Here is an 11946-nt window from a genome sequence, read left to right on the forward strand (position 1 = left end):
CTACAACGAGCAAAGTGCCATGCCGACAGAAACCGAAATAAAACTGCGTACCAGCCGGGCAACCCTCGAGGCCCTGCGCGAGCACCCGCTGCTGAAGAAACGCAACAAGTCCGGCTGGCAAAAGCACGCACTGTCCAACCAGTATTTCGACACCCCAGACCACGCTCTGGCTGACGCCAAGGTGGCATTACGCCTGCGCCGTGACGGCGAGCACGTCATCCAGACCCTGAAAAGCCGCGGCCAGAGCGTAGCCGGCCTGTCCGAGCGCAATGAGTGGAACTGGCCGCTGCAAAGCGCCGAACTGGAGCTGAGCAAGCTGGATGACAGCTGCTGGCCCGCCAGCCTCGCCGGACTCGACAAAAACACCCTGCAGCCGATTTTCAGCACCGACTTCGTCCGCGACAAGGCCGATATTGCCTGGGGCCGCGGCAAGGCCAGGGTATCCATCGAAGCGGCCCTCGACCTCGGGCAGGCCTGCACCGGTGCGCAGCAGGAAGAGATCTGCGAACTGGAACTGGAGCTGCGCGCCGGCGAACCTGCCGCCCTGCTTGAGCTGGCCATCGAGCTGGCCACCGATCTACCGTTGATGCCCTGCGATATCAGCAAGGCCGAGCGCGGTTATCGCCTGTTTGACCCCGCCAGTTACAGCCTGAGCCTGCCGGCACCAGCGCTGCAGGCCGGGCAAGCACTGGATGATGTATTTGCCGCAATCGCCTGGCACCTGCTGGGCAGCAGCCAGCGCCTGGCCGAGCAATATCGCTTCAACGGGCACTGGAAGCTGCTGGAACAGTGGCTGCAACAACTCACCGACTTGCGCGCCCTGCTCGCCAGCCTCGGCCAGGCAGCCCCGCGCGTCAGCAGTCATGCTTTGCGCGAAACGCTGGACGCGCTGCTCAATGCCTGGCGCCCGCTGGTTCTGTCCGGCCAGCAGGACGAATCCATCCGCCAGCAGGCACCCGCACTCTTTGCTGAAGAATTGGGCCAAACCCGCTGGGGCCTTTTCTCGCTGCAGGCTTCACTCTGGTTATTGCAACGCAGCTGGCAAACTGGCCGCAATGCACGCGGCAACCGCCAGGGCCAGGCGACTATCGATAACTGGTTACCGCGCCTGCTTGGCGAAGAAGCGCTGGCCCTGCAGCTCACTCGCTATCAGCAACAACCCGAAGACCTCGCCGAGCAATTGCCGCGCATCGAGCGTCTGCTGGTCTGGCTGCGCCACGCTCGTCAGGTACTTGAGGTGCCTGAAGTTGACCGGCTGTACGGTGAACTGCTCAAACTGGAAGCGCTGGCCCGCCAGCCGATCGACGCCGGGCAGTTGGCCGCACGCACCCTGCAGGCCCATACTGTGGCAACGCTGCGTGCCTGGAAGCAGCTGGGCAACTAGATCCACTGCTCCAGCCTGACCCAGGCCAAATCGACCGAGGGAGCCCCATGTCCGCCAACCTTTCGTTCACTCAGGATCATTTGCTGGATCTGGGCGAGATACTGCTCGAACTGGTCAACCAGTCACGCCTATCCCAGGATACTGCCGAGCACGTTCTGGCGATTCGCCGCAGTGCAGTGAACAACCAGCAACATCCTCTGGAGTTTCTCGCCGCGCAGAAGCTGGAGGACCTCGCCAACCCCGGCCGCAAACTCGATCTGGAAACCCTCACCCGCTGGCTCGCCGAACTCGCCGGCCAACCCTATCTGCGCATCGACCCGCTGAAGATCGATGTGGCGGCCGTGACCCCGCTGATGTCGCACGCCTTTGCCCAGCGCCACAAGATTCTTGCAGTGGCGGTCGATAGCCAATCCGTCACCATCGCCACCGCCCAGCCGTTTGTCAGCAGCTGGGAAGCCAACCTGCTGCATGTGCTCAAACGGCCGATCAAGCGGGTAGTGGTCAGCCCGGTCGACCTGCAACGTTTCACCAACGAATTCTACCGACTGGCGCGCTCGGTCAGCGGCGCCAACGCCGGCGAGACCAAGATCAGCGGCGTCAGCAACTTCGAACAACTGCTCAATATCGGTGCCAGTGACAAGGCGCCGGATGCTGACGATGCGCACATCATCAATATCGTTGACTGGATTTTCCAGTACGCCTACCAGCAGCGCGCCAGCGACATTCATATCGAGCCGCGGCGCGAGCAAGGCACCGTGCGCTTCCGCATTGATGGCGTACTGCACAACGTCTACCAGTTCCCGCCACAGGTGACCATGGCCATCGTCAGCCGCCTGAAGAGCCTGGGGCGGATGAACGTGGCGGAGAAACGCAAACCCCAGGATGGACGGGTCAAGACCAAGACCCCGGAAGGTGGCGAAGTGGAGCTGCGGCTGGCCACGCTACCCACCGCCTTTGGCGAAAAGATGGTGATGCGTATCTTCGACCCGGAAGTATTGCTGAAGAACCCTGACCAGCTGGGTTTCTCGGCCGACGACCTGCGGCGCTGGGAAAGCATGACCATGCAGCCCAACGGCATCATTCTGGTCACCGGCCCGACCGGCTCGGGCAAGACCACCACGCTGTACACCACGCTCAAGTTGCTGGCCACGCCGGAAGTCAACGTCTGCACTATCGAAGATCCGATCGAGATGATCGAAGGCACCTTCAACCAGATGCAGGTCCAGCACAATATCGACCTGACCTTCGCCAGCGGCGTACGCGCACTGATGCGCCAGGATCCGGACATCATCATGGTCGGCGAGATCCGCGACCTGGAAACCGCCGAGATGGCCATTCAGGCAGCCCTCACCGGCCATCTGGTGCTCTCCACCCTGCACACCAACGACGCACCCAGCGCCATCACCCGCCTGCTGGAACTGGGCGTGCCCTATTACCTGCTCAAGGCCACCCTGCTCGGCGTCATGGCCCAGCGTCTGGTGCGCACCCTGTGTCCGCAGTGCAAGGCCCCCGTGGAGATTGACGAGAGCGACTGGCAAGCCCTGACCCGCCCCTGGAGCGCCCCGCTACCAACCCAGGCCCATCGTGCCGTGGGTTGTACCGAGTGTCGCGACACCGGCTATCGCGGCCGCGCCGGGGTCTACGAAATCATGCTGCTCAACGATGGCATCAAGCCGCTGATCACCGCCGACACCGACCTGATCACCCTGCGTCGCCAGGCCTTCAAGGAAGGCATGCGCAGCCTGCGTCTGTCCGGCGCGCAAAAGGTTGCGGCCGGCCTGACCACCATCGAAGAGGTGCTGCGCGTAACCCCGCAGAGCGAGCAAAAGTAGTCTGGCGCCTCCGCACCTGGCGCTTTTCAGGGCCGGGTCTTTATGCGCAGGCCTTCTCCCTGACAATTGCACAAGGCAATCGCACGGGACAGACAATCCGTCTCGGGCTACTCTCGAAATCTCTCCACGCCACAAGAACGCAGACCCGATGAGCCTGCCCGGTCGAAAATCCGCATTCCTGCACCTGATCCTGCTCTGCCTGCTGCTGGTCTGGGCAAGGGCTGGCTGGGCGCAGCCCGTGCAGATCAATAGCAAGTCCGAAGGCTATGCCGGTCTGCTCAGCCAGGTGCTCGAGGAGCAAGGCACACCCCTCGATCTGCCACAAGCCATGGCACTCTTTCGCCAGGGGCGCGGCCAGCCCGGCAAGAGTCCCATCCTCAATTTCGGCATCGACAGCCCGCCCGTCTGGCTGCAACTGGAACTGGACAACCCGGCAGATCAGCCCGTTGCCGTGATGGTCGTGAGCGGGACCACCTGGATAGACCATCTGCAACTGTCGCTGGTGCAGGCGGACAAGCTGCTGGGGCAATGGCAAATGGGCGATACTCTGCCCGGCGCCAAACAGCTGATCCCCGGAATTGGCTTTGCTACCCGGCTGCTGATACCGCCAGGACGCAGTGAACTGTATCTGCGCGCGGCAAGCCCGGACCCGCTGGTGCTGCCGATAGAGGTGCTGGATGTCGATGTTTTCGATGCGCGCCAGCACGAATACAGATTCGTCTACGGCCTGATCTACGGCTTTCTGCTCTCGATGATTGTCTACAACAGCATGCTGTATATCGGCTTGCGTGATCGCAGTTACCTGCATTATTCGCTATACCTTGCGCTGTTTGGCCTGCTCAACATGACCTATACCGGCCACGGCTTTGCCTGGTTCTGGCCGGACAACCCGTCATTCCAGAACCACTGCATCCTGCTCATGATGGTGATGTTCGGTTGTAGTGGGCTGGCCTTCACCAGCAGTTTTCTCTCGCTGGAAAGATACGCCCCGAAATCCCTGCGCCTGCTGCAAGCGCTATGCATCCTTGCTCTGGCCAGCCAGGCCTTCAGCCTGCTGTTCAACGCACAGGCGGCGGAAACCCTGGCCGCCTTCGTTTTTGCGCTGGTTGCCTCGCTAGGCATGCTGTTACTGGGCATTCTTGCGCTCAAGCACCGGCACGTTGCCGGTCACTACTACCTGGCCGCCATGTTTTTCGGCATGCTCGGTACGCTGATCACCACGCTGACCGTCTGGGGGCTGCTGCCCTTCACCGGCTGGAATTATGGCGCAATCAAGATCGGCATCATCCTGCAGGCCATCCTGCTGGCCCTGGGCCTGAGCTTCAAAGTCCGGCAGCAGCAGAAAAGCCGCCTGCAGGCCGAACGCATGGCCGAACGCGATCCGTTGACCGGCCTGCACAACCGCCGCGGTTTCAATGAGCAGGCTGCCGCAATCTGGAGCACAGCCGTGCGCAACCAGCGGCCGCTAAGCCTGATCATGCTCGATCTGGATCACTTCAAGACCATCAACGACCTGCACGGTCATGCTACCGGCGACAAGGCGCTGAAACTGACAGCCGACATGCTCGCGCAAAACTGCCGTGGCGGTGATGTACTGGGTCGCTGGGGCGGCGAGGAATTTCTGCTGCTGTTGCCGGAAACCGGCATTTCCGAAGCCCAGGCCCTTGCCGAACGCTTGCGGATGGAAATCCAGACACTGGAGCTTGCAGAAAGCCACACGAAACTCGCGCTGAGCGCCAGCTTCGGGGTGATCGAGCGTTCCTCCCAGGGCCAGCTGGAACAGCTGATCAACCAGGCAGACCGGCTGCTGTATGTCGCCAAACACAGCGGGCGCAACCGGGTATGCCGCGAGGACTAGCCGCGGCTGACGACCTGCCGGCTGCGCATGGCTGCGGCTACGCGCTGCGGCTTGCAGTTGAGGTAATCCGAGCGCTGCAGCCAGCGGCGATCCGGGTACCAGGAAAACATGAACTGGCCACCCTTGAGGTTATCGATGACCATTCGCGCCACTTCCGGGCGCACCGCAGGGCAACCCAGACTGCGGCCAATCCGTCCCTGCTTGCTGATCCAGCGCGGGTTCACGTAGTCCGCCGCATGAATAACGATCGCACGCTCGCGGGCACGATCGTTTACTCCCAGCTCCAGGCCGTCCATGCGCAATGAGTAACCGTGTTTGCCCAGATAGGTTTCCTCGGTACGGAACAGCCCGAGGCTGGACTGGTAGCTGCCGACGCTGTTGGAGAAACGCGTAGCAAAGTTTTCCCCGGACATCCGCCCATGGGCAACGAAGTCGCGCAACAGCAGACGATTGCGTTGCAGGTCAAACACCCAAAGGCGCCGCGCCGAAGAAGGCTGCGAGTAATCGATAACCGCCAGCCGTTGTGCCGGTTCGGCACCGTTGTTGACCGCACACTGCATGGCGGCAATCGCATGTTTCAGCGCCTGCTGGTTGATTCCGGGAGCCACTCGCGACAATTTGTCCACCAGAGGCTGGTAGGATGGCGTAGCGGCCAGCAGCTGTTGGGACGAAATACCCGCGACAGCGAGGCTCAGGAAAAGCCTGCAGAAAAGTTTGAACATGCTTGGAACGACCTCTTGAAGCGCGTGTTGCAGACATCCTGTCGCTGACTGACTGCGTTGTTATGGTCCCCCCGGAACCACTTATTGCCGGGGGTCGGGCAGCCTTGATGGGCGTCATATTAACTGGAGCGGTGCGATTGTACAAAAAATGCTCAATTTTTATCGGCTTTCTGCTGATCAGCGCACAGTTGATGCCGCTGGCCAGCGCAGAAACATCCCTTCAGCCACAGCAGGGATTGCCCGCCAACTGCCCCGGAATGCCCATCAATTACAGCAGTGAAAATCGCCAACGGCTGGAAGATTTCTACCAGCAGCGCAGCATGCAGCCGGCCTGGGTAAACCCCGGCCAGCTTGAAGCGCTCGCCACCCAGCTGGAGCAGCTGGCCGACGACGGACTGAATCCGGCCAACTACCAGCTGCAAAACATTCGTCAGCTGATCGCCCACCCCGCCACCCCGGCAGCCCGGCCGGATTGCCGGGATCTTCTCGTCAGCCAGGCCTACCTGCAAGCGCTGCATGATCTCAGCCGTGGCCGCCTGCAGCAGAGCGCGATCGAGCCGCTCTGGCATTCCGAGCTGACACCGCCGCCGAGCAGCTCGGTCACGCTGAGCCCAAACCAGCTGGCGCTGAATGACTTGCCGCAGGCCTTCAACGAAGCCCGCCCAAACACCTTCCAGTACCAGCGCTTGCGCCAGAGCTATGCACAATTGCGCCAGCGTGCCTTGCCCGACTGGCCAAAAATTGCCGGAGGGCCGCTGCTCAAGGCCGGTATGCGGGATCCGCGCATCCCGGCCATAGAAGAACGCCTGATCAGTGAAGGCTACCTGCCGGCCAGCGCCGCCAACCCGACCGACACGCAATACGGCCCGCAGGTCTTGGCGGCGATGCAGGAATTCCAGCGCCGCCATGGCTTGCAGCCTGACGGGATCATCGGCCCCGGCACCCTGACGGAGCTGAATGTCAGCGCTGCCCAGCGCCGCGACCAGCTGCGCATCAATCTGGAACGCTGGCGCTGGATCACCCCGGATATAGAGGCCGAGTCACTGCTGGTCGATATCGACGGTGCCCATCTGAGCTATTACCGCGATCAGGACCTGATCTGGAAAACCCGCACCCAGGTCGGTCGCGCCGAGCGCCAGACGCCATCACTCAAGTCGATGCTGACGCGACTGACGCTGAATCCGACCTGGACGGTGCCACCGACCATCCTCAAGAAGGACAAGCTGCCGGCGATTCGCGCCAATCCCGACTTTCTTGCCGAGCACGAATTGCGCGTGCTGGATTTCCAGGGCAATGAACTGGACCCGGCCACGGTGGACTGGCAGCGGCCCGGCGGCATCATGCTGCGTCAGGACGCCGGACCGAACAACCCGCTGGGGCAGATGGCCTTGCGCTTTCCCAATCCCTTCTCGGTGTACCTGCACGACACACCGAGCCAGGCCCTGTTCGCCAAATCACCGCGCACCTTCAGCTCCGGCTGTGTTCGCGTCGAAGGCGTCAACCGGGTGCTGGAACTGCTGCTGACACCTGCCGAGCAACAACAGGTCAGTGACATGCTGGCCAGTGGCCGCACCGTGGAGTACCGCTTGCCACGTCAGGTGCCGATTGTCATGGCCTACTGGACTGCAGAAGCGGACGAGAACGGACAGCCGCTATACCGCCCGGATATCTACGGGCATGATGCCAGGCTCGTGGCAGCGCTCAACGCGGCAACCCGCTGAGCCCTGCAGCCTAAAGAACTGATCCGCAATACCCAGCCCAGGAGATTCAATTCATGCAAATCGGCAGCGTAATGTTTCTGTTCGTCGGTCTCGCCATCGCCCTATTGTTCATGGGCTTCAAAGTCGTACCGCAAGGCTATCAGTGGACCGTGGAGCGCTTCGGCCGTTATACCAACACGCTCAAACCAGGCCTGAACATCATCGTGCCGGTGGTGGACAAGATCGGCCGCAAGCTCAACGTGATGGAAAACGTACTGGACATTCCACCCCAGGAAGTCATTACCTCCGACAACGCCACGGTGCAGATCGATGCCATCTGTTTCTTCCAGATCATCAATGCGGCGCAGGCGGCCTACGAGATCAACCACCTGGAACACGCCATCCGCAATCTGGTGATGACCAATATCCGCACCGTGCTCGGCTCCATGGAGCTGGACGCCATGCTCAGCCAGCGTGACGCGATCAACGAGCGCCTGCTGCGGACCGTCGATGAAGCCACCGCGCCCTGGGGCATCAAGATCACCCGTATCGAAATCAAGGACATCAGCCCGCCCGCCGATCTGATGGCGGCCATGTCCGGACAGATGAAGGCCGAACGCATCAAGCGTGCGCAAATCCTCGAAGCCGAAGGTCTGCGTGCCGCCGCCATTCTCACCGCCGAAGGCAAAAAGCAGGGGCAGATTCTCGAGGCTGAAGGTGAGCGGCAGGCCGCCTTTCTCGAAGCCGAAGCCCGTGAACGTGCCGCCGCAGCGGAAGCCGAGGCGACCCGACTGGTTTCCGAAGCGATTGCCAGCGGTAATGTGCAGGCGGTCAACTACTTCGTCGCGCAGAAATACATCGATGCACTGGGCAAGATGGCCAGCGCCGATAACAGCAAGGTGATCCTGATGCCACTGGAAGCCAGCCAGATGATCGGTTCGATCGGCGGCATCGGCGAAATCGTCAAGGCCACCTTCGGCGACAAGCAGGTCTGAGCATGTGGGACTATCTGCAACATCTGTCGTTCTGGGACTGGCTGGCCTTCGGCAGCCTGCTGCTGATCCTCGAAGTGTTCGGTGCCGGTGGTTATCTGTTGTGGACCGGAATCGCCGCGGCCATCGTCGGCCTGCTGGTCTATCTGTTTCCCGCGCTGCCCTGGGCCTGGCAATTCCTGCTGTTCGGCTGCCTGTCGATTCTCACTGCGGTGTACTGGTGGCAGCGGCAACAGGCTGCCGGCAAGCCTTCGGACCAGCCAGGGCTGAACCAGCGCGGCAGTGAATTTGTCGGGCGTACCTTCGTCCTGCACGATGCGATTGTCGGCGGCCGCGGCAAGATCAAGGCCGGCGACAGCCTGTGGCTGGTCAGCGGTAAGGATCTGCCAGCGGGCAGTCAGGTGCGCGTCACCGGGCTCGAAGGTGTGGTACTGCAGGTCGAAGAAGTTTGAACCAGCAGCAGGAAATCCTTGCGCCACTGCAACTGCACAGCAGCGCTGGTTTGCTCAACCAGCCGGGCTGGGCGCGGCAGCCGTTCTGGCAGTACCGGCGCAGTGGCGTGCCGGCTTCTGCCTGGCGCATCAAGGAATGGGATTACTACGCAGTGGTGTCGCCCGCAGGCTTCGCCATCGCCTTGACCGCCAGCAATCTCGGCTATGCCGGCCTGTACGCCATCTGCTTTGTTGATCTGGCCAGCGGCCAGAGTTACCAGAGCGAAGCCCTGCAAGTGCTGCCGCTGGCCCGTCATGCCTTTCCGGAGCAGGCTGCCGACGGCGAGATTTGCTTCCACAGCAAGCACCTCTCGCTGCATTTTGTCAGCGTCGCAGGCCAACGCCGCCTGCACTTTGCCAGCAGCCAATTGCAGGGACCGGACGGGCGTGGCATCGAAGGCGAGATCCTGCTCAGTCAACCGCCCGGGCTGGAGTCGATGAACATCGCCACTTCCTGGGCGGAAAACCGCAAGGCGTTCTACTACAACAGCAAGCTCAACTGCCTGCCAGCCAGCGGCGCTTTCGACTTCGGCGGAAAACACCATGTGCTGCAGCCCGAGCGTGATCTGGGCGTGCTGGACTGGGGCCGCGGCGTCTGGACCTACGACAACACCTGGTACTGGGCATCGGCATCCGGCTTTCTGGATGGCGTGCCGTTCGGCTTCAACCTTGGCTACGGCTTCAGCGACCGCTCGGTGGCCACGGAAAACCTGCTGGTCTATGGCGGGCGGGTGCACAAGCTGGATCAGGTCGAGTTCCACTTCGACCGCAACGACTGGCTCAAGCCGTGGCAGGTCAGCAGCAATGACCGGCGCCTGCAGCTGAGCTTCCGTCCGGCAGTCGATCGCAACAGCCGGCTCAACCTGCTGGCGATTGCCTCGGAGCAGCATCAGCTGTTCGGTTACTACAGTGGCCAGGCAGTACTCGACGATGGCCGCATCCTGCAGCTGCAGGACTTCCCCGGGTTTGCCGAGGAAGTGCGCAACCGCTGGTAAGCCGGCTCGTTACCTCGGGACTGGTGTGCAGGCTGGCAACTGCTGCGCAAATTTCCATCCTGATTACAGCCCTTGGGGTCAGACCCAGAAGGACGACACCCGCTCGATCAGCCAGTAGCTGGCCAGGCCACCAATCGCATAGGCCTGCAGTTGCACCGCCCAGCGCGGCTCGTGGCTGAGGCGCAACAAGCGGCTGAGCAACATGGCCGCAGCCAGTACCAGAGCGATAAAGGTCAGCTGCCCCAGCTCCACCCCGACGTTGAAGAACAGCAATGCCAGCGGAATGGCATTGTGCGGCAGACCGACTTCGGCCAGCGCACCGGCAAAACCGAGCCCGTGCAGCAGACCGAAACTGAAGGCCACCAGCCACGGCTTGCGTGTCGCCAGTCCGGCATGACCGCGACTGCGCTGGAGAATTTCCAGCGCGACGAAAACAATCGACAGGGCAATCGCCGCTTCCACCGGTGGACCCGGAACTTTGACGATATCCAGCGTGGCCAGCGCCAGGGTGATCGAGTGGGCGATGGTGAAGGCGGTAACGGTGAGGATCAGCTGCTTGCGGTCACGCACCACCAGAATCAGGGCGAAGACAAACAGCAGGTGATCGAAACCGGCCAGAATGTGCTCGAATCCCAGAAAGGTGTAGGTGGTGACAACTTCCAGCGGGCCCTTGCCGGGCTGCAGGGTGAATTGCGGGTCAACCGGCAGGATGCGTTCCAGCTGCTCGCTGCCATCGGCTCGCTCGACCCGCACCAGCACATCCAGCCCCAGCGGGGCCAGGCCATTGAAGCGGATCGGCTGGCCCTCCAGACCACCGGGCACATGAATTTGCCAGCGCTTGAGCAGCGCGCCGCTGGCAAAGCTGGAGGTCGGTGTTCCCCGCTGCTGTGTTCCTTGCGGAAAAGTCGGGCTGACCTTGAGTGTGGTCTGCTCGTCCAGCGCCGGCACCTTCCACAGCACCTGATAGTTTTCCGCGTCTATTTGCCGGAGCTGCAGATAGGCCGGGCGAAAGGTATCGGCCAGCGCGTCAAAGCTCAGCAGCAGACACACCAGTAACCAGCCACAGCGCATCATTGTTGCGACCCGGCCGGCGAAGCCGTGGACAGATCCGCTTCGATAGCTACTTCATACTTCTTCTGCAACTGCTCGTAGTAGGCCTGCTTGGCCTGCTGGCGCTGCTCATTCTCCCAGTCACGCTCGACCGCCTTGCGCACCTCGGACAAGCTGGCCGGCCGCCCGGGGGTCATGCTGGTGACCAATACCAGGTGCGCGCCAAAACCCGAAGGCACCGGACCGCTCCACTGCCCGACCGGCAAACCGGGTAACGCCCGGGCAAACTCGTCACCGAAATCACGGGCCAGCAAATCGGCCGGGATTGTCGCCACGGTTGTCGGCAATTGCGTGCGGTCACCCACCTGCTCCGGGCTTTCCCCGGCCTGCAGACGCTGCAAGGCAGCACTCATGTCGGCTGGCAGGTCAGCGTGCCGGTTCGGATCGAACAACACCTGGGTGAATGCCACTTCGGCAGGCAGGGCGTAGCGCCCGGCGTTCTGCTGCAGGAAGCGCTCCAGCTCGGCATCCTCCGGCGCTTGCTGGAGCGCCGACTCTTCCGCCAGCACTTCCAGCTTTTGCGCCACCCGCCGGCGAATCACCGGATCATCGCGTTCCAGCCCCAGCGCCACACCTTCGCGATACACCAGTTCTTCGCGAATCCGCGAATCCACCAGGCCTTGCAACTCCTCCGTGGTCGGCGGTCGCTGCCAGGTAGCCTGAAACGCCTGGGCGATTTCGTTGACCATCGCCTGGCTGATGACAACCCGTTCCTCACTACTGCCCTGACGGGCCGAAACCACCCCGAACAGGACAAACAGCATGAGGCCAAGAAACAGAAAATGTACCAGCGGTTCACGAAAAATCTTGCCCAACAAAATCATTTCCCCAGTAGGTTGGTTGGAAGCTCATGGCTGTTGCA

General features: G+C 62.0%; 10 protein-coding genes. 7 read left to right on the top strand and 3 right to left on the bottom strand.

Features of this window, described 5'->3' with window-relative positions; all coding sequences use genetic code 11:
• The first annotated feature begins 19 nt into the window (after positions 1-19).
• The 3 genes from BLT89_RS15455 (at position 20) to BLT89_RS15465 (ending at position 5074) form a co-directional block, all read left to right on the top strand.
• A complete protein-coding gene (locus tag BLT89_RS15455) occupies positions 20-1384 on the top strand; it encodes a CYTH domain-containing protein (protein WP_090197380.1) in 1365 nt (454 codons plus the stop codon).
• 47 nt (positions 1385-1431) lie between these two features.
• Complete coding sequence (locus BLT89_RS15460) at positions 1432-3216, top strand: GspE/PulE family protein (RefSeq protein WP_090197383.1); 1785 nt, start codon at positions 1432-1434, stop codon at positions 3214-3216.
• Between the two features lie 148 nt (positions 3217-3364).
• Positions 3365-5074: a sensor domain-containing diguanylate cyclase gene (locus BLT89_RS15465; protein ID WP_090197385.1), complete on the top strand. Its 1710-nt coding sequence runs from the start codon at positions 3365-3367 to the stop codon at positions 5072-5074.
• On the opposite strand, the gene BLT89_RS15470 is transcribed toward BLT89_RS15465, so the two are convergent.
• Positions 5071-5796 (bottom strand): murein L,D-transpeptidase catalytic domain family protein, encoded by a 726-nt coding sequence (locus tag BLT89_RS15470; protein WP_090197389.1) that lies wholly within the window; start codon positions 5794-5796, stop codon positions 5071-5073. The two genes, BLT89_RS15465 and BLT89_RS15470, sit on opposite strands and share 4 nt — an antisense overlap.
• 137 nt (positions 5797-5933) lie before the next feature.
• Between BLT89_RS15470 and BLT89_RS15475 the strand changes: the two genes are divergently transcribed.
• The 4 genes from BLT89_RS15475 to BLT89_RS15490 are packed head-to-tail and all read left to right on the top strand — an operon-like array spanning position 5934 to position 9974.
• The gene (locus BLT89_RS15475) at positions 5934-7517 is read left to right on the top strand and encodes a L,D-transpeptidase family protein (protein WP_090197391.1); all 1584 of its coding nucleotides are present in this window, start codon (positions 5934-5936) and stop codon (positions 7515-7517) included.
• A 53-nt stretch (positions 7518-7570) separates the two neighbouring features.
• Positions 7571-8491 carry an SPFH domain-containing protein gene (locus tag BLT89_RS15480; protein WP_090197394.1) on the top strand — a complete coding sequence of 307 codons (921 nt, stop codon included), beginning with the start codon at positions 7571-7573 and terminating at the stop codon, positions 8489-8491.
• Between the two features lie 2 nt (positions 8492-8493).
• On the top strand, positions 8494-8940 hold the full coding sequence (locus tag BLT89_RS15485) for an NfeD family protein (RefSeq protein WP_090197397.1): 447 nt from the start codon (positions 8494-8496) through the stop codon (positions 8938-8940).
• The gene (locus BLT89_RS15490; protein WP_197673515.1) at positions 8937-9974 is read left to right on the top strand and encodes a DUF2804 domain-containing protein; all 1038 of its coding nucleotides are present in this window, start codon (positions 8937-8939) and stop codon (positions 9972-9974) included. Before BLT89_RS15485 ends, BLT89_RS15490 begins: the two co-directional genes overlap by 4 nt.
• 78 nt (positions 9975-10052) lie before the next feature.
• Here the strand turns inward: BLT89_RS15490 and BLT89_RS15495 are convergent, their stop codons facing one another.
• A complete protein-coding gene (locus BLT89_RS15495) occupies positions 10053-11048 on the bottom strand; it encodes a HupE/UreJ family protein (RefSeq protein WP_090197399.1) in 996 nt (331 codons plus the stop codon).
• Positions 11045-11899, bottom strand: a complete 855-nt coding sequence (locus BLT89_RS15500; protein WP_157718888.1) for a peptidyl-prolyl cis-trans isomerase — start codon at positions 11897-11899, stop codon at positions 11045-11047. Before BLT89_RS15500 ends, BLT89_RS15495 begins: the two co-directional genes overlap by 4 nt.
• Between the last annotated feature and the right edge of the window lie 47 nt (positions 11900-11946).

It is taken from the genome of Pseudomonas pohangensis, assembly GCF_900105995.1.
Taxonomy (GTDB): Bacteria; Pseudomonadota; Gammaproteobacteria; order Pseudomonadales; family Pseudomonadaceae; genus Aquipseudomonas; species Aquipseudomonas pohangensis.

Excerpts from the sequence above, each read along its gene's own strand:
- BLT89_RS15455 (WP_090197380.1), top strand. The coding sequence starts at position 20 with ATGCCGACAGAAACCGAAATAAAACTGCGTACCAGCCGGGCAACCCTC.
- BLT89_RS15495 (WP_090197399.1), bottom strand. The coding sequence starts at position 11,048 with ATGATGCGCTGTGGCTGGTTACTGGTGTGTCTGCTGCTGAGCTTTGAC.
- BLT89_RS15480 (WP_090197394.1), top strand. The coding sequence starts at position 7,571 with ATGCAAATCGGCAGCGTAATGTTTCTGTTCGTCGGTCTCGCCATCGCC.
- BLT89_RS15465 (WP_090197385.1), top strand. The coding sequence starts at position 3,365 with ATGAGCCTGCCCGGTCGAAAATCCGCATTCCTGCACCTGATCCTGCTC.
- BLT89_RS15460 (WP_090197383.1), top strand. The coding sequence starts at position 1,432 with ATGTCCGCCAACCTTTCGTTCACTCAGGATCATTTGCTGGATCTGGGC.
- BLT89_RS15470 (WP_090197389.1), bottom strand. The coding sequence starts at position 5,796 with ATGTTCAAACTTTTCTGCAGGCTTTTCCTGAGCCTCGCTGTCGCGGGT.
- BLT89_RS15485 (WP_090197397.1), top strand. The coding sequence starts at position 8,494 with ATGTGGGACTATCTGCAACATCTGTCGTTCTGGGACTGGCTGGCCTTC.